Here is a 21539-nt window from a genome sequence, read left to right on the forward strand (position 1 = left end):
AAATTAAAAGTATAAATATATTAATATAAAAATATAAAAAAAATAAACTTATTTTTAAAATGAAAATTTTTAAAATTTATAAATAATTACGTCTATATAATAATAATTTAATCATTTGAAAACCAATAAATAATAAAATAGTATACTCAATAAATATTAAGAATTTTTATTCATTATAACCATAATTATAATTTTACTATAACATAGTAATCTAATAAAACTAGATCATCATGAAAAAAATAATTGAGAAAAAAATAAAATCTATATTAAATATTCTTTATTTAAAAATAGATAATATTAGTAAAATACACAAAAATCAAAATAAAAATCTAAAACATTTTCTTATTGTAGTATCTGCTTACGAATTTAATAAATTATCTTTATACAATCAACATAGAATTATATACAACATTCTTTGTAAATATATTCCACAAAAAATTTACGCAATACAATTACATACCTATACAACATATAAATGGGAAAAAACAAAAAATCCAGCATTTTTATTAACGCCATGCGTATACCAGACAAAAAAAGTTGATTAAATTTAATTTCTTGCATAAATATATATAAAAATATAGAAAAAATTTAAAAAAAAAATCATATCATATTATATTTAATTACTTACTAATAACTTAAATTATAAAAAACAATAAAAATGTACTGTAAGTATAATTATACTAATAAATATATATGAATATATTATTATATCTTTATAATAATTCTGTAATTAAAAACATTATAATATACGTTAAAAATTTATAAAAAATTGCATATTGTATAGTATACATACATAAAAAATATAAAATTATAAATATTTTATTATTACTCAATAACATAAAAAATATTTAATAATTATTTAAAAATACAATAAATAACTATTTATACATATAAAATAATTAATTATTCATATAAATTCATACATCTAAGTGTTATAGAAATAAACCAAAAACAATATTCATAAAAAAATATAAATATTTATAAAACAGGGATTACACATGAAATTTAATGACAAAAACAAACAAAAACATCATAATATGTCTTTAATACCTTTTGTAATTGATAAAAGTTATCAAGGAGAACGTTCATATGATATTTTTTCACGATTATTAAAAGATAGAATTATTTTCATAACTGGAACTATAAATGATAACTTAGCTAGCGTTGTTATATCTCAGATATTATTTTTAGAATCAGAAAATAAAAAAAAAGATATTTTTTTGTATATTAATTCTCCAGGAGGAATAATTACATCCGGTTTATCTATTTATGATACTATGCAATTTGTTAAACCAGATATCAACACAATTTGTTTAGGACAAGCCTGTTCTATGGCAGCTATATTATTATGTGCAGGAAAAAGGGGAAAAAGATTTTGTTTACCGAATGCTAGAGTTATGTTACATCAGCCTCTCGGTGGATTTCAAGGACAAGCATCAGACATTATAATTCATGCCCGAGAAATAAAAAAAATAAAAAAAACAATAAATTACTTATTATCTTATCATACACAGCAATCTATTGAAAAAATAACACAAGATATAGAACGTGATTATTTTTTTTCTCCAAAAGAAGCAATTAAATATGGTCTTATTGACTCAATTTTAAAAAACAAAAAATAAAATTTATGTAAAATCATATAATAACTGATAATAGAGAAAAACATGAATAATACGATTAATAATCAAAATTATATATTTTGTTCATTTTGTAAAAAACAAGAAAGCGAAATAGAAAAGATGATCAGCGGTCTATCTGGACATATTTGTAATCAATGTGTGGTATTGTGTTATGATATTTTAAATACAAAAAAATCACAAAAAAATAAAAAAATAATTCCATTACCAAAACCTAATGAAATAAAAAAATACTTAGATAAATTTATTATAGGGCAAGAACAAGCTAAAAAAATAATCTCAGTAGCTGTGTATAATCATTATAAAAAATTAAACTATGTACTAAATAACAGTAATACAATTAAATTAGAAAAAAGTAACATTTTATTAATTGGTCCTACGGGAACAGGAAAAACACTAATTGCTGAAACATTAGCAAAATATCTAAACATACCATTTTCTATTGCAGATGCTACTTCACTAACAGAAGCAGGATATGTAGGAGAAGACGTAGAAAATATTTTGAGAAAACTAATTGAAAATAGCAATTACGATATACATGAAGCAGAAAAGGGAATTATATATATTGATGAAATTGATAAAATAACCAAAAAATCAGAAAATATTTCTATAACCCGAGATGTATCAGGAGAAGGTGTTCAACAATCATTACTGAAAATAATAGAAGGAACTATTGCATCTGTACCTATAAAAGGAAATCGAAAGCATCCCCAACAAGAGACCTGGAAAATTGATACTTCAAAAATTCTGTTTATCTGTGGAGGATCATTTTTTGGACTAAAGAACATTATATATAATCGTATAAATAATATTTCTAACATTGGATTTAATAAAAATATAAAAAAAGCTATTTGTATAAAAAATACATCAAAAATATCAATACAACCTCAAGATCTCATTAAGTATGGATTAATACCTGAATTTATTGGAAGATTACCTATTATCGTAGAGCTTGATAACTTAACCGAAAAAGATTTAATACAGGTTTTATGTAAACCTAAAAACGCTTTAATAAAGCAATATAAAAAATTATTTTCTTTAGATAATATTAAACTTAAGTTTGATAATTCTGCTTTAAAAGAAATTTCAAAAAAATCCATAAAAAAAAAAACAGGAGCCAGAGGTTTACGATCAATTTTAGAATCTCTTTTATTAAATGTAATGTATCAAGCACCTCAACTAAAAAACATAAAAAGTGTATACATTGATGCATCAGTGGTTAAAGGAAAAAATGCTCCTAAATTATCTTTTTTTAAAAAAAAAATCAGATAAAATCATATAACATGGTAGTCTATCATCAGAAAAAGTATTTATAGTAAAATACATTTTGTTTATTAACATCCCAAATAAAATATACAACTATACAAATTTTGTATATATTTAAAATACTGACAGAGAGAATATACATATGAATTCTGAGTATTCTAAAAATATTAGTATTCCAATACTGCCCTTGCGAGATATTGTAATTTATCCGTATATGGTTACCCCTTTATTTATAGGTCGAAAAAAATCAATTAAATGCATAAAATTTTCTATGCAAAATGACAAAAAAATACTATTAATAACACAAAAAGAATCTTCTATTGAAAATCCCCGAAAAAATGATTTATTTAATGTTGGAACTGTAGCAAAAATTTTACAAATTCTAAATTTACCGGACGGAACAATAAAAATAATAATTGAAGGTAAAAAAAGAGCTAAAATAAAAAACATAGAAAAACATGATACTTATCAAATTGCAAACATAAAATATGTTAAACCAACTCAAGTAAAAGAAAAAGAAAAAAAGGTACTAATTAAAATTACCATCAATCAATTTAAAAAATATATACAATTTAACAAAAAAATATCACCTGAAACACTTAGTTTATTGAAAAAAATTAGTAACATAGAAAAATTAAGTGACATGTTGGCATATTATATACCCTTAAAAATACAGGATAAACAATTATTATTAGAAATGTTCCATACCAATAAGCGCTTAGAATTTCTAATTGGAATAATGGAAGCAGAAATTAATTTGTTGAAAATAGAAAAACGTATTCAAAATAGAATCAAGAAACAAACAGAAAAAAATCAAAGAGAATACTTTTTAACAGAGCAAATGAAAGCAATTCAAAAAGAATTAGGTAATTCTGATTCATCTGTTGACGAAAATGAACAATTAAACAATAAAATTAATTTAGCTAAAATGCCAAAAGAAGCAAATGAAAAAACACGATCAGAATTTAAAAAATTAAAAACAATGTCACCTATGTCAGCAGAAGCTACTGTAGTAAGAAACTATATCGAATGGATGCTACAAGTTCCATGGAACAAAAAAAGCAAATTAAAAAAAAACCTTAATACTGCTCACAAAATTTTAAATATTGATCATTTTGGATTAAATGATGTAAAAGAAAATATTTTAGAATATTTAGCAGTACAAAATCGAACCAGAAAAATAAAAGGACCAATTTTATGTTTTGTAGGCCCACCGGGTATTGGAAAAACATCATTAGGTAAATCTATTGCTAGGGCAACAGGGAGAAAATATATTCGTATGGCCTTAGGAGGAATTAGAGACGAAGCAGAAATCAGAGGACATAGAAGAACATACATAGGCTCTATGCCTGGAAAACTAATGCAAAAAATAACTAAATCAGGAGTTAAAAATCCTTTATTTTTATTAGATGAAATAGATAAAATGGCTTTCGATATACGAATAGATCCAGCCGCTGCTTTATTAGAAGTTTTAGATCCCGAACAAAATATTTCATTTAATGATCATTATTTAGAAATAGATTACGATTTATCAGAAGTTATGTTTATTGCTACCGCTAATTCAATGAACATACCTATCCCTTTACTAGATCGCATGGAAATAATAAGATTATCTGGATATACTGAAGAAGAAAAAATACATATCGCTAAAAAATATTTACAACCTAAACAAATGAAAGCAAATGCTTTAAAGAAAACAGAATTATCTATTCAAGATCCAGCTTTAATAAATATAATTAGATATTATACTAGAGAATCAGGAGTAAGATCTTTAGAAAGAGCCATTTCAAAAATTTGTAGAAAATCTGTAAAAAAAATTCTATTAAAAAAAAATTGTATTACTGTGGTCATTAATAAAAAAAATTTAAAAAATTATTTGGGTATCAAAAAATATACATACGGAAAAATCAATAAAACTAACCAAATTGGACAAGTAATTGGTTTAGCATGGACAGAAATGGGTGGTGATCTATTAACTATTGAATGTACTAGCATACCAGGTAAAGGTAAACTCATTCATACAGGTTCTCTTGGAAAAGTAATGCAAGAATCTATACAAACGGCTCTTACAGTAGTTCGATCACAAGCTCATAAGTTAAACATACAAAAAAATTTTTATATTAAAAAAGATATTCATATACATGTTCCAGAAGGAGCAACACCTAAAGATGGCCCTAGTGCTGGTATTACCATGTGTACGGCAATAGTATCATGTTTAACTAACAATCCTGTAAAATCAAATATTGCAATGACAGGAGAAATTACTTTACAAGGAAAAATATTAAATATAGGAGGATTAAAAGAAAAATTAATAGCTGCTCATCGAGGAGGCGTTAAAACAGTATTAATACCTTATGGAAACAAAAGAGAATTATCTAAAATACCTAAAAATATTCTTTCTAACTTATATATACATTCAATAAAAAAAATAGAGGACATTTTAAAAATAGCATTAGAAAAAAATCCTTATATTAATATATAAATACATAAAAAAGTGAAAAAAAAATTAAAGAAAATTTTACTTTATACAACATAACTAGCAAATGTTATATTTTTGCTAGTTATGAATTTATAAAAAATATCATAAATAACAATACAAGTCATCTAAAAAGGTCCTTATGACGAATTCAGCATTAAAAAACTTCTATAAAAAAAATATTTTAATAATAATTACTACAGTAATTATACTATCAATCATATTAAGTAACATATCAAATTTTTTTATATATAATAATCCACTACCTTTAATAACTATTAATCAAGAAAAAATTTATCCACCAATATTACAATTAAACTATAAAATTATGGAAAAAAATGAACAAAAAAAAATAAAAAACATGCTATCTACTACAATACAAAAAAAAGAATTCGCGCAATATATTTTTCAAAAAATAATCACTAAAACAATAAACGAGTCGTTATTTAAACAGTATGTAGATAAAATCCAGCTAAAAATGTTAAATAAATATGCAAAAAAAATAATTTTATCTTCAAAATATTTTCAGGTTAATAACTCTTTCAGTTATGAAAAATACTTAAAATTTATTAATTTTATTATGTATTCACATAAAAAATATCTGCATGCTTTACAAAAAAAAATAGCAGTAAAATATTTAATAAAAATATTATTAACATCAACAATCGTATTAAAAAATGATATACAAAAAAAATTTAAAAAAATCATAGATAAAAAAAACATAAATATTATTAATTTTAAAATTTCTACAAAAAATATAGTCAATAAAAATAATACTTCTAAAATACTAAAACACTTATATTTAAATAAAGATACTCTTCAAAAAAGTCAATTATATATTATAAAAACTATAAATTTAACAAAAAAGTCATTAAAAAATCAAAATATTAAACATGATATTAAATTATATTCACATACAATAAAAAAAATAATAAAAAATAAAAAATATAATTATCATTGTATACAAACAAATAATTTCAACAAAGCATACATATTTAAAAAAAAAATAAACAACAAAATACCATTTAAACAAGTCAATAATTCTTTATTTCATAATAATAAAAATGATATTACTGATGTTAATTTAGGATGGATAAAAAAAAAAAATATACCTTTTTTAATTAAAAAATGTCAATTAAAAAAAACAGGAGACTGTTCAAAAATAATATTTTATAAAAATAATTTTTTTATTTTTACTTTACATGCTGTTAAAGAAACAAAAATAAAAAACACAAATAAATTTAATCAATACATAATGAAAAAAATTCAATACAATAATTTATTTTTCAAAAATATGATTTTAAATAACAAAATAAACGACTTATTAAAAAAAAAAGAAATTCAGTTAGAAAAAATATTACCTAAAAAGTATATGAAAATACATACGAAAAAATTTTTAAATTATTATGATTTAACTAAATATGCTTATACTAATGTCTTAAATCAACCTTTAAAAAATTTTATTAATTTTAAAAAAAAAACTAACCTTTATACACCTACAAAAATATACAAAAACGCAAAAAATAATATTCGTTTATTACAAATAAAATCATACAATAACAATATTAAAACAAAAAAAAAACAATTTTGTAAAGAATTTATAGTTAATAATACAAATAAAATAAATTACTTAAATATAAAAAAATTTCTATTAACTAATCATAACAAAAAAATTTTTTTCATAAAAAAACATCCAATATACAGTAATAGCACTCAAACTATATCTTATAAAAAAAATATAGAAATAATAAATATCATAAAAAAAATTCCTAATTTAAAAAAAAATAAATCTGTATATTTTTTATTAAAAAAATCTAATAATAAATATATGTTAATAATACTAAAACAACAATTTTTTAAAAAATTTAACACTGTAGAAAAGAAAAATATTATCAAAAAAATCAAAAAATACATAAAAATAAAAGTTATTACGACTATTTTACAAAATTTATATAAAAAATCTAAAATAACATATAATTCTAATATTAAATAATCTTTATACTGACAAATTCAACTAAAAAAAATCACACAATCAATAAAAATTAAGAAAAAATATTAATTATAGTTCAAAACTATATAGGATATTATTTCTAATATAATACATACTTAATATTTTGAAATAAGGTACATATGTGGAATTATTTAAAGAATTACAATGGTTTTTTTTTCAAGAATGGAAAAAATATACTGGAACATTTATTATACTTACCATAATTACATTATTACAATTACTACCATCTAAAATAGCAGGACAAACTATCGATCTAATTTTAAATCATCAATCATCTACGTCACAAATATTACAAAATATATCAAAAATTATTTCAATATCTATTGTTATTTATATATTAAAATATTTTTGGAGAATTTTATTGTTTAGCGCATCAAATCAATTAACTTCTCAGTTGCGGATAAAATTTTGTACAGCTTTATTAAAACAAGATGCAACATTTTATTCAAAATATAGAACAGGTGATTTAATCTCTAGAGCAACTAATGATATTGACAGAGTAGTTTTTTCAACAGGAGAAGGTATATTAACAATTATTGATTCTGTTATTTCAGGATGTTCAATAATTTTTATGATGTGTGCGCAAACAAATTGGAAATTATCTCTATTTTCTTTAATACCCATGCCTATAATGGCAATTATAATGAGAAGATACGGAAAATTACTTTATAAATATTTTCAACAATCACAAGAAAATTTTTCTTTTCTAAACAACCAAGCACAAGATAGTTTAAATAACATACACATGATAAGAAATTTTGGATTAGAGAAACCAGAAATAAACAAATTTTCTGCCGTAGCACATAAAGCAGGAAAAAAAAATCTAAAAGTATCCAAAATAGATGCCCAATTTGATCCTATTATTCATATTTCAATTGCTCTATCTAATTTATTTGCAATATTAGGAGGAAGTATTTTAATTGCTAAAAAACAACTAACATTTGGACAATTAACAAGTTTTATATTATATTTAGGATCTATGATTTGGCCAATACTTGCTTTTGCATGGATGTTTAATATTTTAGAACGTAGTAATGTTTCATGGAAAAGAATAAAAAAAATAGTTAATTATACTAATAAAAAAAAACCACATATTAATAATATATGTCTCAAAAAACCATTCAATTTAGATATAAACATAAAAAAATTCTCTTTTCCATCTAGAACTAATAATTCATTATATAATATAAAATTAATAATATCTAATAATACAACTTTAGGAATTTGCGGTCCAACAGGATCTGGAAAAACTACTTTAATTAGACTAATACAAAAACATTTTGTATTATGTAAAGGTGTAATAAAATATTGTCAGAATAACATTAATAATATACAGTTAAAAACATGGCGTTCCATTGTATCAGTAGTACATCAAACACCTTTTTTGTTTTCTGCAAATATATTAAATAATATTGCATTTGGAAAACCAAATGCTACTTTTCAAGAAATTAAGCATGTCGCTAAATTAGCGTGTATACATGAAGACATAAAAAATTTTCCACAAGGATATTACACAAAAATAGGAGAAAAAGGAATTAAATTATCAGGAGGTCAAAAACAAAGAATTACAATTGCTAGAGCTTTTTTAAAACCATCTAAAATTTTTATTTTAGATGACCCATTATCTGCAGTAGATCATGATACAGAACATAAAATAATCAAAAATATTCATAAATACACTAAAAAAAACAACATAACTACCATAATAGTTACACATCGATTGTCAATATTAGAGAAATTCAACAATATTATTGTTTTAAAAAACGGTACCATTCTACAACAAGGATCACATGAACAATTATTACTTCAAAAAAATTGGTATTCTGAAATGTACAATTATCAAAAATTTAAATAAAAAAATTATATATAAACATACCTTTCAATTTATATAGGAACAAATAATGGAAGAAAAGAAGTACTCTTCATGGAATATAATAAAAAGATTATTATCTTATTACTCTAAAAAAAAAAATATACTAATATTTTCATGTATATTAATTGCATTATCGACAATTACAGAAGTTGCTAGTCCAATTGTATTAAGCAATTTTATTAATAATGTTATAAATAATAATATTATTGAAAAAAAATCTATAATATTACTAATAATTTATTTTATAACGTTACAAATATTATCATCATTATTTAATTACCTATATAATATTTATTTCAGCACACTATCTACGGAAATAATTACTGAATTAAGAGTTAAAATGATGAAAACTGCACTAAAGCAACCCATGAAAATATTTGATAAAAAACCAATAAATTCAATTGTTACTAAAATAGTAACTGATACAGAATCAGTAAAAGAATTCTATGAAGTAATTGTATCATCTTTCTTAAAAAATTCCATATTATTTACTATAATTCTTACTACTATGTTTATATTAGAATGGAGAATGGCATTAGTTAGTTCTATAATTACACCAATAATAATTATTATTATCATAATCCATCAACATTACAGTAAACCTATAATCAAAAAAACAAAAAATTCATTATCAAAATTTAATAATACTATTAATGAAATAATCAACGGAATCACAATTATTCAACAGTTTAATCAAGAAAAAAATTTTATTAAACAAATAAATATTATTAATAATAATAATTATATTAATAAAATGAATATTTTAAAAATTGATGGATTACTATTAAGACCATTATTAACTTTAATATCTTCTATAATTTTGTCTTCTATTATTTTAATATTACAATTATTTCCTAAAGTAATAGTAAAAATTAGTATTTTACACACTTTCATAAATTATTTACGACATCTTAATGAACCTATAATAACAATTGCTAATCAACAAACTATACTACAACAAGCTATTGTATCATCAGAAAGAATTTTTAAATTTATAGATTCTCCTTTACAAATCTATGGAAATAATACTGAACCATTAAATAGTGGTCAAATAAAATTACATAATATATTTTTTAAATATCCACAAACTACAAAAAATATTTTAAAAAATATAAATATTAATATACCTGATAAAAGCTGTATAGCATTAGTTGGAAAAACAGGAAGTGGAAAAACCACCTTATCAAATTTAATTTTAGGACATTATTCTGCAACTAAAGGTACAATATACGTAGATAAAAAACCAATAAATTCACTATCACACAAAATATTACGTAAAAATATCGCTATTGTTCAACAAGAACCTACTATTTTATACGGAAATTTAATTAAAAATATTTCATTAGACAGAAAAATAGAACAAAAAAAAATCATCCAAGCATTACAAAAAAGTCAATTACAAGAACTAATTGACAACTTACCAGATGGCTACATGTCTATATTAGGACAACATGGTAACAATCTTTCACAGGGAGAAAAACAACTTATTGGTATTGCTAGAATATTAATATCTAATCCTAAAATACTAATTTTTGATGAAGCAACTGCCAGTATAGATTCAGAATCTGAACAAAAAATACAAAAAATATTATTATCTATTAGAAAAAAATCTACAGTAATAATTATAGCGCATAGATTGTCTACTATTACAGATGCTGACATGATTATTGTTTTAGACAAAGGAGAAATAGTTGAAAGAGGATCACACGAAAAATTAATCAAGAAAAAAGGATTATATTATTCAATGTATACGTATCAAAAAAATAATAAATCTATTTAATCTAAAAAAAATTATATAAAAGATTTTTATAAATCTGTTAGAGGTAGTTTAACACCTATAAAATTTAATTTGGCTGCTTCTTTCCAGACCTGACCAGATGTTTAAATATATAGCGTTAAAATAAAATCCTCTAACAGAAAAAATCAATACTATATACTAATTAATTTGATATTATTAATATTAAATAATAATATATCAAAAAAGTCAAGAAAAATATATAAATTTAATAAAAATTTTACATTAATATTTTAAAATAAGAAGAAGTATGAAATATCAAATATTATCTAATAAATGGCGACCACAAGATTTTGACCATATTATAGGACATAAATATATAATTCGTATAATAAAAAATAGTCTCGATTTAAAAAGAATTCATCAATCTTGGTTATTTTCAGGAATACATGGAGTAGGAAAAACTACTATAGCAAGAATATTAGCTAAAAGTCTAAATTGTAGTAAAGGAATCACATCTAAACCCTGTCGAAAATGTAATAATTGTATTTCAATAGAGAAAGGCAAATTTTTAGATTTTATAGAACTCGATGCAGCTTCCAGAACCAAAGTTGAAGATATTAAAATAATCTTAGATTCAACAAAATATCCTCCAATCCAAGGAAGATTCAAGATTTATTTAATCGATGAAATACATATGCTGTCAAAAAATAGTTTTAATGCATTATTAAAAATATTAGAAGAACCTCCAAAATATATAAAATTTATTCTAGCAACTACGCATTTTAAAAAAATACCTGATACTATTATTTCTCGTTGTCTTCATATACATTTACCGAGTATAACTTCAAAAGTGATATCTAGTTATTTAGACAATAAATTAAAAAAAGAAAAAATTTATACAAATCAAGAAACATTAAATACTATTGCATACTATGCTCGTGGAAGTATTAGAAGTGCAATCAATACTCTTGAATTAGTGATCTGTTCTACACACGGCGCATCTATAGAGATAAAAAAAATTAATAAATTGATAGGAATATTTGATAAAAAGAATATACTACAACTAGCTAATAGCATCATTACTAACAATATTAATAAAACATTAAATATATTAGACTATGCGGAACAGACAAATATACAATATACTAATATAATTACATCATTAATAACTTTCTTTCACAATTTATCCATAATAAAAATTACTACGTCAAAAAAAGAACACAAAATCAATAAATTCTCAAAATACGATATAAATCTCTATAATTTGTCCAAAAAAATTTTATTTAAAGATATACAAAATTATTGTAAAATTCTTCTTCAAGGATCCAAATATTTAAAATATGCACCTGATCCTAGAATAGGTATTGAAATAATATTTTTTCAAATCTATCAGCATATACAAGAAAAAAATAATATTTTATTATAGTATTTATAAAAATAATATTTTAGAATATTTAAATATCTATTCAAAAAAGATTATTCAAATATCTAAAAATATTTATATATATAACTTTACTTACTAAAAAAAAGAAAAAAAAATGTATACTAATGAAAAAATTAACGAAATTCTAAAACAAGCCAAAAATATGCAAAAAAAAATAGAAAAAATACAGAAAGATATTAACATGTCTAATGTTACAGGGAAATCTGGTATTGATTTAGTTTCTATAGTTATGAATGGAAACTATACCTGTAAATCAGTAATTATCAGTGATGAACTGTGGAATGAAAATAATAAAAAATTATTACAAGACTTAATTACTTCAGCAATTAACGATGCTGTTAAAAAAATAACAAAAATACAACAAAAAAAACTACTATTAAATTCTGAATTTATAAATCCAAATAATAAATCAAATAAATAATGTTTTTATATGATAAAAATCAGTTATAATACATAGTTATAAACACCTTAATAACAAATTAAAATTTATACTAAAAAATATGGAATTTACATATGAAAAATAAAAACAAAAAAGTACATGTTTTTAAGTCCGAAGTAAAAGAATTATTACATCTTATGATTCATTCATTATATTCAAATAAAGAAATTTTTTTAAGAGAACTAATCTCTAATTCTTCCGATGCAATAGAAAAATTGAGATTTGAAAAATTATATAATCCAGAAAAATATACAAAAAAAGAATATGTACCTAAAATACAAATATCAGTAAAAAAAACAGAAAATCAAATAGTTATTTCAGATAACGGAATAGGAATGACTAAAAAAGAAGTAATAAAAAATTTAGGAACTATAGCAAAATCTGGCACAAAATCTTTTTTAAATCAGATGAAAAACATCGAAAATAAAGAAAAAAATGAATTTATTGGTCAATTTGGAGTAGGTTTTTATTCTGCTTTTATAGTATCTGAAAAAGTTTCAGTATATACTAAACATGCTTCAGAAAAAACCGAAAGCGGAATATTATGGATCTCTGAAGGGAAAGGTGAATACTCAATAGAAGAATTTTCTACACAAGAACATGGAACAAAAATCATCCTATCCTTAAAGCCTTCAGAAAAAGAATTTTTAGAAAACTGGAAAATTAAACAAATAGTAAAAAAATACTCTGATCATATTTCAATACCTATTGAAATTGATAACTATGATAAAAAAACAAAGATAATTTCCTGGGAAAAAATTAACGAAGCAAAATCTTTATGGACCCAAAATAAAAATAAAATCACAAAAAAAGATTATCAGGAATTTTACAAATATATAACACATGATTCTGAAAAACCATTAACTTGGAGTCATAATACAGTTGAAGGTAATCAAGAATATACCAGTTTATTATATATTCCGAGAAAAGCAACTTGGGATATGTGGCATCGTGAGAATAAACATGGTTTAAAATTATATGTCAAACATGTATTTATCATGGATGAAGCTACACAATTTCTTCCAAATTATTTACGCTTTGTAAAAGGAATAATAGATTCACAAGATCTTCCGTTAAATATTTCTAGAGAAATATTACAGGATAGCACCATTACTAATGTTTTACGAAAAACACTTACTAAACGTATTTTAAAAATATTACATACATTATCTTTAAACAAAAATAAAAAATATCAAAAATTTTGGAATATATTTGGATTAGTTATTAAAGAAGGTTTAGCTGAAGATTCTGAAAATCAAAAAAATATTGCTGATTTATTACGATTTGCTTCTATACAAACGGAGTCAATAGAACAGAAATTATCTTTAAAAGAATATGTCAATAACATGATAAAAGGACAAAATAAGATTTATTTTTTAACTTCTGATAGCTATCAATCAGCTCTAAATAGTCCACATTTAGAAATTTTTAAAGAAAAAAAAATTGATGTCTTATTACTATCAGATAGAATCGATGAATGGATGATGAACTATTTAACTGATTTTAATAATATAAAATTTCAATCAGTAAGCAAAGCCGATGATTCTTTAAAAGAATTAATATCTAATGAAAACAAACATGATGACAAAAATATATTTGATGATTTTATAAAAAAAACAAAAAAAATATTAACAAATCAAGTTAAAGATGTGCGCATAACATATAGACTTAAAAACACTCCTTCCATAGTTTTGACTGATACTAATGATATGAGTACTCAAATGGCTAAAATATTCAGTTCTGCTGGACAACCTGTTCCCCAAATAAAATATATATTAGAAATTAATCCAACACATCCTTTAGTTAAAAAAATACAAAAAATAGAAAATGAATTAGAATTTTCTAATTGGATACATGTATTATTTGAACAATCGGTATTAGCAGAAAAAGGAACTCTAGAAAATCCTCACATTTTTATTAATAGAATTAATACTTTGTTATTACAATAAAAATATTTTATAAAACAATATGTCATTTTATTTACATAAAAAAAATAAAAAAACATATTTTGAGGAAAATTGTATTATGATGCGTATTATTATGCTTGGAGCTCCAGGAAGTGGAAAAGGCACACAAACACAATTATTATCAAAATATTTTTATATACCTTTTATCTCTGCTGGAGAAATATTACGTCAAGAAAGCAAAAAAAATGAAAAAACAAAAAAATACATAAAAAAAACAATAAATCAAGGAAAATTAGTAAAAAATTCTTTCATTATAAATCTAATTAAAAAAAAAATCAAAAAAAAAAATTGTTTTGATAAATTTATATTAGATGGTTTTCCAAGAACTATTAAACAAGCTGAATCATTAAAAAAACACATTAAAATGCACTTTGTTATACATTTAAAAATCAGCGCTGATAATATTCTCAAAAGAATCACTGGAAGACTAATACATGAGCCGTCAGGAAGAACGTATCATGAAACATTTAATCCTCCTAAAAAAAAATATATAGATGATTTAACTGGTGAATTATTAAGTAAAAGAAAAGATGACAAAAAAAAAATAATCATCACTCGATTAAAAGAATACAAGAAATTAACCGAACCGCTGATAAATTGGTTTAAAATGGAGGATTTAAAGAAAAATATTAAATATATAGAAATAAATGCAAATAAATCTATTTATAAAATAAATAAAAAAATAATTTCATGTATACATTAAAATAAAAAATAATTAAATTTTTGCGCTCTACAGGAATTGAACCTGTAACCTACAGCTTAGAAGGCTGTTGCTCTATCCAGATTGAGCTAAGAGCGCGGAAAAATATTAAATATAATTATACGTAAAACTTAATAAAACATCAATAATTTTAAATATGTATAAAACTATATATTATGAAAATAATAAAATTTGAAAAATCAGTAATATTATTTTTTTAAAATATAAACTATAAAAATATTTATGTTTGATAAAATATTTACAAAAGTATATGAAATATAAAAATATAATTCATTGAATTAAAATAAAAATTTTTTAATAAAATTAATATGTATATAATATACACAATAAAAAGAAAAAAGTAATAAATAGATCAAAATTTTTAAAAAAATAAATTAATACCTTATTTTTTTTATATAAAAATAGAATTTATATAAATTTATTAATTTTTATAAATAAATTTATATATTGAATGTTCGTTTTTATCTTGTACAATTACTCCTAATTTTAACAATTCTTTTCTAATAATATCAGCTAAATTCCACTTTTTATTTTTACGATAAACATCACGCATACGTACTAATTTTTTTATTATATGAGCATTATTATTACTAACAAGTACTTTATTAATAGAAGAAAACAAAAAATTTTTAGGATCATGATGTAATAATCCCAAAATATTTCCAAAAAAAATTAAATCTTTAGACAAAGAATTATACAAAAGAATATCACCAGATTTTTTAATCTTAGTAATATACTTAGACAAATTTTGCAATATTGAACATGCTTTAGGAGTATTAAAATCATCATTCATAGCAGAAAAAAAATTTTTTCTAAACTTATTTCGCAATTTTGTATGATAATCACTACACGTAGTACTGATATTATAGTGAAGTAAAGAAGTATATATTTTATTTAAAATATTTTTCGATGCATTTAAATTTTTTTCCAGAAAAATCAAAGGATGCCTGTAGTGTGTAGAAAGAATGTAAAACCTGATCACTTCAGAGTCATATTTATTTAATAAATCACGAATCAATACAGTGTTAGATAATGATTTTGACATTTTATGATTATTAATAATAACCATACCAACATGTATCCAAAATTTAATAGAAAAAGAACTTTTTATACTTTTTAATTGTGCTAATTCATTTTCATGATGAGGAAATAATAAATCAATTCCTCCCCCATGAATGGTAACTCCGTTTTTAAAAAACTTGTTTATAATAGCAGAACATTCAATGTGCCAACCAGGTCTACCAGGACCCCAAGGAGATATCCAATATGGATCAGATTTATTTATACGGTGTTTCCATAAAACAAAATCGTCAGATTTATTAAATTCAAAAACAGAATTTGATTTATTGTCATTTGAACAGAACTTTTTTATTCTACGTGATAAAGTTCCATAACTATTATATTTTTGAATAGAAAATAAAATATCTTTATTATCAGAAACATAAGCAAGTTTATTATTCAATAAACTTTCTATAAATGAAATTATATCCTTCATACATATGGTAATTCTAGGTTCATAATCAGGATTTTGTAAATTTAAACATAAAAAATCTTCATGCATCAATTTAATCATATGTTTAACAAAAACATCAATAGATTCATTGCTTTTATTAGCTGCATAAATAATTTTATCATCTATATCAGTAATATTTCGTACATAAAAAGTTTTATATCCTAGATATTCTAAATAACGTTTAATTGTATCAAAAACAATAAAAGTACGAGCATGACCAATATGACACAAATCATATACAGTAACACCACATACATAAATATTAATTTTTTTAGAATAAGGAAATTGAAATTTTTCTTTTTTTTTTGTTAAAGTATTAAATATTTTCAACATATTAACACTCTTAATACATATAATATAAAAAATATATAAAAAATATATGATAAAATAATTATATTTATAATTATAAAAATTAAATTTTTTTTATTTAATAAAAAAAATATATTATTTTAATTAATTATAAAAATATAATATACAAACCTAAATCTAATTAAATAATAAAAAAATTTATCAATTAAGAGTATAAAAATGAATAATAAACTAGAAAAAATGCTGAAATTTCCATGTAACTTTACCTATAAAGTAATAGGATTAGCGCAACCAGAATTAACTAATAATATAATTAAAATTATACAAACACATATTCCGGGAGACTATGCGCCAGATATTAGATCGAGTAACAAAGGAACATATTTGTCAATATCAATTACTATTTGCGCAAAAAATTTCACACAAATAAAAAATTTATACAAAGAATTAAGTAAAATTCATTTAGTGAGAATGGTTCTATAAAATATTTTGCGATGCGGTATTTTTTAAATCCGCATCGAAAAAGTACTACTATATGTGGTAGATATACAATTTTTTTAATAATTTTATTATAAACTAACTACATTAGCAGCTGACGGACCTTTTGCGCCTTCGGTAATTTCAAATTCAACACTTTGACCTTCTGCCAAAGTTTTAAATCCGTTGCTTTGAATAGCAGAGAAATGAACAAAAACATCTTTGCTACCATCTTCAGGTGTAATGAAACCAAAACCTTTCGATTCATTAAACCATTTTACATTACCTTTAATCTTGGACATCTATATATTACCTTAGAATGAAAAATTTAAACTAAAACTTATACCTATAGTAAATACATTATTTATAAATAATAAATCTAATATATATTAGTAAAATCTTATATACAATATAAATATTTCATGTAAAAAATATGTATATTAAATTAAAAAATTCAAAAACAATAGATATAAATAAGAATATGAAAAAATTTAAAATATGATAAAAATTAATTAAAAAAAATAATACCTGGCAATGTCCTACTCTCACACAAGGAGACCTTGTACTACCATTGGCGTTGAAATGTTTCACTTCTGAGTTCGAAATGGATTCAGGTGGTACCATAACACTATTGTTGCCAGGTTTTATTTTTTTTAGAAAAACACCTCTGGTGTTGTAAGGTTAAGCCTCTCGGGTCATTAGTACTAGTTAGCTAAACATATCACTACGCTTACACATCTAGCCTATCTACGTCGTAGTCTACAACGTCCCTTCAGTAAATACATTTTATATATTTCAGGGAAAACTAATCTTGAGGCGAGTTTCGTGTTTAGATGCTTTCAGCACTTATCTCTTCCGTATTTAGCTACCGGGCAATGCCATTGGCATGACAACCCGAACACCAGGGATACGTCCACTTCGGTCCTCTCGTACTAGAAGCAGCCCCTCTCAATTTTCCTACGCCCACGGCAGATAGGGACCGAACTGTCTCACGACGTTCTAAACCCAGCTCGCGTACCACTTTAAATGGCGAACAGCCATACCCTTGGGACCTGCTTCAGCCCCAGGATGTGATGAGCCGACATCGAGGTGCCAAACACCGCCGTCGATATGAACTCTTGGGCGGTATAAGCCTGTTATCCCCGGAGTACCTTTTATTTGTTGAGCGATGGCCTTTCCATACAGAAACCACCGGATCACTAAGACCTGCTTTCGCACCTGCTTGCATTATCATGCTTGCAGTTAAACTGGCTTATGCCTTTACACTAACCTTACGATGTCCGACCGTAATTAGCCAATCTTTGTGCTCCTCCGTTACTCTTTGGGAGGAGACCGCCCCAGTCAAACTACCCACCAGACACTGTCTCTGTACCGGATTACGATACTAGATTAGAAAAACAATTTTTATAGGGTGGTATTTCAAGGTTGACTCCATTAATACTGGCGTATCAAATTCTATGTCTCCCACCTATCCTACACAACAAAAATCAATTCTCAATGTCAAGCTATAGTAAAGGTTCACGGGGTCTTTCCGTCTTGCCGCGGGTACACTGCATCTTCACAGCAAATTCAATTTCACTGAGTCCTGGATGGAGACAGCCTGGCCATCATTACGCCATTCGTGCAGGTCGGAACTTACCCGACAAGGAATTTCGCTACCTTAGGACCGTTATAGTTACGGCCGCCGTTTACCGGGGCTTCAGTCAAAAGCTTTAGGTTTCCCTTAACTTCATCGATTAACCTTCCGGCACCGGGCAGGCGTCACACCGTATACGTCCACTTTCGTGTTTGCACAGTGCTGTGTTTTTAATAAACAGTTGCAGCCAGCTGGTATCTGCGACTAACTTAAGCTTCTAAAGTAAATTTTTACACTTATATGTTAGCGTGCCTTCTCCCGAAGTTACGGCACTATTTTGCCTAGTTCCTTCATCCAGGTTCTCTCAAGCGCCTTAGTATACTCTACTTAACCACCTGTGTCGGTTTCGGGTACGATTTAAAATTTACTTATATGCTTAGAGGATTTTCTTGGAAGCGTGGTATCAGTTACTTCGTCATTTACATAACTAGTATTCGTACCTCAGAATTATACAGAAAATCGGATTTTCCTAATTTTCCATCCTACATACTTAAACCGAGACTACCAACCCCCGGATAACCTAACCTTCTCCGTTTCCCCATCGCAGTAAAAAATAAGTACTAGAATATTAACTAGTTTCCCATCGACTACGCCTATCGGCCTCGCCTTAGGGGTCGACTTACCCTGCCCCGATTAACGTTGGACAGGAAACCTTGGTTTTTCGGCGAGTAGGTTTTTCACCTACTTTATCGTTACTCATGTCAGCATTCGCACTTCTGATACCTCCAACGTTCTTTTCAAAACATCTTCACAGGCTTACAGAACGCTCCCCTACCCAATAAAAAAATATTTATTGCCGTAGCTTCGGTACATAATTTAGCCCCGTTATATCTTCCGCGCAAGCCGACTAAACCAGTGAGCTATTACGCTTTCTTTAAATGATGGCTGCTTCTAAGCCAACATCCTGGCTGTTTATGCCTTCTCACATCGTTTCCCACTTAATTATGATTTAGGGACCTTAGCTGACGGTCTGGGTTGTTTCCCTTTCCACAACGAACGTTAGCACCCGCTGTGTGTCTCCCGTGATAACATTCTTCGGTATTCGGAGTTTGCATTGATTTGGTAGGCCGGGATGGCCCCCTAGTCAAAGCAGTGCTCTACCCCCGAAGATGAGTTCACGAGGCGCTACCTAAATAGCTTTCGGGGAGAACCAGCTATCTCCCGGTTTGATTGGCCTTTCACCCCTAACCACAAGTCATCCGCTGATTTTTCAACATCAGTCGGTTCGGTCCTCCAGTTGGTTTTACCCAACCTTCAACCTGCTCATGGCTAGATCACCGGGTTTCGGGTCTGTATCTTGCAACTCTAAAAAATCGCCCATTTAAGACTCGGTTTCCCTACGGCTCCCTTATTCAGTTAACCTTGCTACAAAATACAAGTCGCTGACCCATTATACAAAAGGTACGCAGTCACTTTTAAAAATACAAGCTCCTACTGATTGTACGTATTTGGTTTCAGGATCTATTTCACTCCCCTAACCGGGGTTCTTTTCGCCTTTCCCTTACGGTACTAGTTCACTATCGGTCATTCAGGAGTATTTAGCCTTAGAGGATGGTCCCCCTATCTTCAAACAAGATTTCTCGTGTCCCGTTTTACTTTATGAATCCTAGAAAAAAAATACTTCGCATACAGGACTATCACCTTGTATCGTTAGTTTTTCCAAACTATTCTACTATATTTTTAGTCTTTTTTGATTCTGGGCTTCTCCCTTTTCGCTCGCCACTACTAAGGGAATCTCAATTGATTTCTTTTCCTCAAGGTACTTAGATGTTTCAGTTCCCTTGGTTTGCTTTATTAACCTATTTATTCAGTTAATAATGTTGTTTTAACAACGGGTTTCCCCATTCGGAAATCATCGGATGATAACGCTTCATATCAGCTGACCGATGCTTATCGCAGATTAGCACGTCCTTCTTCGCCTCTGAATGCCTAGGCATCCACCAAATACGCTTATTATGCTTAACCTTACAACCCACAGGTGTTTTTCTAAATTTTTATCATATCCAAATTTTTAAAGAACTAAAAAATTGAT

The 21539-nt window shown here is 25.1% G+C and carries 14 protein-coding genes, 1 tRNA gene, 2 rRNA genes and 1 other RNA gene; 12 read left to right on the top strand and 6 right to left on the bottom strand.

All coding sequences use genetic code 11. The features are described 5' to 3' along the window. Nucleotides 1–230 precede the first annotated feature (230 nt). The 7 genes from BUCISPPA3004_RS01520 to BUCISPPA3004_RS01550 all read left to right on the top strand — a co-directional run bounded on the left by BUCISPPA3004_RS01520 (nt 231) and on the right by BUCISPPA3004_RS01550 (nt 11043). A complete protein-coding gene (locus BUCISPPA3004_RS01520) occupies nt 231–545 on the top strand; it encodes a BolA family protein (protein WP_154048977.1) in 315 nt (104 codons plus the stop codon). Nucleotides 546–998: 453 nt separating this feature from the next. After that, on the top strand, nt 999–1622 hold the full coding sequence (locus BUCISPPA3004_RS01525) for an ATP-dependent Clp protease proteolytic subunit (RefSeq protein ID WP_154048978.1): 624 nt from the start codon (nt 999–1001) through the stop codon (nt 1620–1622). Nucleotides 1623–1664: 42 nt separating this feature from the next. Further along, on the top strand, nt 1665–2909 hold the full coding sequence (gene clpX, locus BUCISPPA3004_RS01530) for an ATP-dependent Clp protease ATP-binding subunit ClpX (RefSeq protein ID WP_172598693.1): 1245 nt from the start codon (nt 1665–1667) through the stop codon (nt 2907–2909). 136 nt (nt 2910–3045) lie between these two features. Then, the gene (gene lon, locus BUCISPPA3004_RS01535; RefSeq protein ID WP_154048980.1) at nt 3046–5385 is read left to right on the top strand and encodes an endopeptidase La; all 2340 of its coding nucleotides are present in this window, start codon (nt 3046–3048) and stop codon (nt 5383–5385) included. A 136-nt stretch (nt 5386–5521) separates the two neighbouring features. Beyond that, a complete protein-coding gene (locus BUCISPPA3004_RS01540; RefSeq protein WP_154048981.1) occupies nt 5522–7372 on the top strand; it encodes a SurA N-terminal domain-containing protein in 1851 nt (616 codons plus the stop codon). 139 nt (nt 7373–7511) lie between these two features. Next, the gene (locus BUCISPPA3004_RS01545) at nt 7512–9245 is read left to right on the top strand and encodes an ABC transporter transmembrane domain-containing protein (RefSeq protein ID WP_154048982.1); all 1734 of its coding nucleotides are present in this window, start codon (nt 7512–7514) and stop codon (nt 9243–9245) included. A gap of 46 nt (nt 9246–9291) precedes the next feature. After that, nucleotides 9292–11043, top strand: a complete 1752-nt coding sequence (locus tag BUCISPPA3004_RS01550) for an ABC transporter transmembrane domain-containing protein (protein ID WP_154048983.1) — start codon at nt 9292–9294, stop codon at nt 11041–11043. A 38-nt stretch (nt 11044–11081) separates the two neighbouring features. On the opposite strand, the gene ffs is transcribed toward BUCISPPA3004_RS01550, so the two are convergent. After that, nucleotides 11082–11169: signal recognition particle sRNA small type (ffs, locus tag BUCISPPA3004_RS01555), an RNA gene on the bottom strand. Nucleotides 11170–11308: 139 nt separating this feature from the next. On the opposite strand from ffs, the gene dnaX reads away from it, so the two are divergent. From dnaX to BUCISPPA3004_RS01575, 4 genes are all read left to right on the top strand, one after another. After that, nucleotides 11309–12427 (top strand): DNA polymerase III subunit gamma/tau, encoded by a 1119-nt coding sequence (gene dnaX / locus BUCISPPA3004_RS01560; protein ID WP_154048984.1) that lies wholly within the window; start codon nt 11309–11311, stop codon nt 12425–12427. 112 nt (nt 12428–12539) lie between these two features. After that, nucleotides 12540–12866: a YbaB/EbfC family nucleoid-associated protein gene (locus BUCISPPA3004_RS01565; RefSeq protein WP_154048985.1), complete on the top strand. Its 327-nt coding sequence runs from the start codon at nt 12540–12542 to the stop codon at nt 12864–12866. Nucleotides 12867–12958: 92 nt separating this feature from the next. Further along, complete coding sequence (htpG, locus tag BUCISPPA3004_RS01570; protein WP_154048986.1) at nt 12959–14833, top strand: molecular chaperone HtpG; 1875 nt, start codon at nt 12959–12961, stop codon at nt 14831–14833. 76 nt (nt 14834–14909) lie between these two features. Further along, complete coding sequence (locus BUCISPPA3004_RS01575; RefSeq protein WP_232036878.1) at nt 14910–15554, top strand: adenylate kinase family protein; 645 nt, start codon at nt 14910–14912, stop codon at nt 15552–15554. Nucleotides 15555–15575: 21 nt separating this feature from the next. Here BUCISPPA3004_RS01575 and BUCISPPA3004_RS01580 read toward each other — a convergent pair. Further along, nucleotides 15576–15650 (bottom strand) — tRNA-Arg (locus BUCISPPA3004_RS01580). 343 nt (nt 15651–15993) lie between these two features. Then, nucleotides 15994–17418 (bottom strand): cysteine--tRNA ligase, encoded by a 1425-nt coding sequence (gene cysS, locus BUCISPPA3004_RS01585; protein WP_154048987.1) that lies wholly within the window; start codon nt 17416–17418, stop codon nt 15994–15996. Between the two features lie 195 nt (nt 17419–17613). On the opposite strand from cysS, the gene ybeD reads away from it, so the two are divergent. After that, nucleotides 17614–17877: a DUF493 family protein YbeD gene (gene ybeD, locus BUCISPPA3004_RS01590; RefSeq protein WP_154048988.1), complete on the top strand. Its 264-nt coding sequence runs from the start codon at nt 17614–17616 to the stop codon at nt 17875–17877. A gap of 86 nt (nt 17878–17963) precedes the next feature. Here ybeD and cspE read toward each other — a convergent pair whose 3' ends face one another. The 3 genes from cspE to BUCISPPA3004_RS01605 all read right to left on the bottom strand — a co-directional run bounded on the left by cspE (nt 17964) and on the right by BUCISPPA3004_RS01605 (nt 21472). Further along, nucleotides 17964–18173, bottom strand: a complete 210-nt coding sequence (gene cspE / locus BUCISPPA3004_RS01595; RefSeq protein WP_025369112.1) for a transcription antiterminator/RNA stability regulator CspE — start codon at nt 18171–18173, stop codon at nt 17964–17966. A gap of 224 nt (nt 18174–18397) precedes the next feature. Next, nucleotides 18398–18513, bottom strand: a 5S ribosomal RNA gene (rrf, locus tag BUCISPPA3004_RS01600). 35 nt (nt 18514–18548) lie between these two features. Further along, nucleotides 18549–21472: ribosomal RNA gene (locus BUCISPPA3004_RS01605) — 23S ribosomal RNA — on the bottom strand. Nucleotides 21473–21539 lie beyond the last annotated feature (67 nt).

Source organism: Buchnera aphidicola (Cinara splendens), assembly GCF_900698975.1.
Lineage (GTDB): Bacteria > Pseudomonadota > Gammaproteobacteria > Enterobacterales > Enterobacteriaceae > Buchnera_F > Buchnera_F aphidicola_AI.